Annotated in this window: 2 pseudogenes; one reads left to right on the top strand and one right to left on the bottom strand. The window is 64.8% G+C overall.

Annotated features, from left to right (window positions below):
• Positions 1-296: pseudogene (locus IEZ17_RS41640) on the top strand (hypothetical protein); the annotation flags it as partial.
• A 186-nt stretch (positions 297-482) separates the two neighbouring features.
• On the opposite strand, the pseudogene IEZ17_RS41635 reads toward IEZ17_RS41640, so the two are convergent.
• Positions 483-794: pseudogene (locus IEZ17_RS41635) on the bottom strand (transposase); the annotation flags it as partial.
• Positions 795-1,190 lie beyond the last annotated feature (396 nt).

Here is a 1,190-nt window from a genome sequence, read left to right as displayed (position 1 = left end):
TATCTCTGCCATCGAACTTCCTCATAGCGGACATCTCCACACTACGAGGGGAGGCACAGTCGTGCCCGCGCAGAACCTTCGTCGAGCGGGTCGACGGCCTCACCTTCCGCCACGGCCACCGCAGTCAGCTGCAGCAGGCGATGCTGATATCGATCGGGCGGTTCCTGGCTGGGCGGGCCGGCGCGCGGCTTGCCGCCATGCTGCACTGCGTGGTCAGTCCGAACACCCTGCTCAACTATGTGCGCAGGCTGCGCGCCTGCGGCGAGCTGTACACAGGTGCCCCTCCGCTGCTGTAGTTGCTCTTGCGCCGGGTCGGCTCGGGGCAGGGAGTCGGCTTCTTCGATGAATCTCCTTGCGCACATCGCGGATGAAGTCCGGTATCGCTTGGTGCCCAGGGCCTCGTTGTGTAGCTGGTTGAGGTCGACTGTCAACGGCCACTCAGTTTGGCTCTGATCCAGTTCTTGTGGTCCGATCGCGGAGCGTCACGGTGCCCAGTCCGCAAAGAGGATCTGTCGGCGGAGGAGGTCGAATCCGGCCCGTCCGTATATGTCCCTCTTGATCCGTTTCGCCCTGTTGACGTTGCCCTCGACCTTGCCCGAACTCCATTCCAGGGTGAGTCCGGCGGTAACCGCGTCGAAGTCCTGCCGCAGACTGCGGGCCAGGCTGCACAGCGGCTTGAGGCCGGTGTCCTCGGCGCGGGTGAGCCAGGCGCCGAGTTCGGTGCCGCGACGCTCAGCCATCATGCGGGCGAAGGCGCACACAATCTGTGACAGCATCCAACTCCGTGCAACGGGACAGGAGTTGCTTGAGCTTGAGCGCGTTGCTCTCGTCGAGTTTGCCGGGGCGGGCGGTGATCAGCCAGGTGGCTTTCCGTACGGTCAGCTCTTTGGGCTTGTCGGGTGCGGGTTTGCCGCTGGCCCGGACCTGTTGCAGGTGGCAACGGACGGTCCGCTTACTGCCGCGGTAACCAAGCTCGACGATCTCCGCATGAAGACGTGCCGCGTCCGTGCAGCCCTCGTTTCAACGCCGGTACAGATAGGGAGAGTAGGCGTGGACTTGGCCGTAGCGGCGGGAGCCGCTGCCGCGGGAGGCATCGTCAGGTCTGGCGGCGTGTGCGTAGCGGCGCACGGTCTTGCGGTCGAGCCCGAGGGTCTTGGCGATCACCTCGATCTGAACGCCCTTGTCGTAGA

It is taken from the genome of Streptomyces albospinus, assembly GCF_014648695.1.
GTDB classification, from domain to species: Bacteria; Actinomycetota; Actinomycetes; order Streptomycetales; family Streptomycetaceae; genus Streptomyces; species Streptomyces albospinus.
This window is presented reverse-complemented; position numbering and strand designations above follow the sequence as displayed.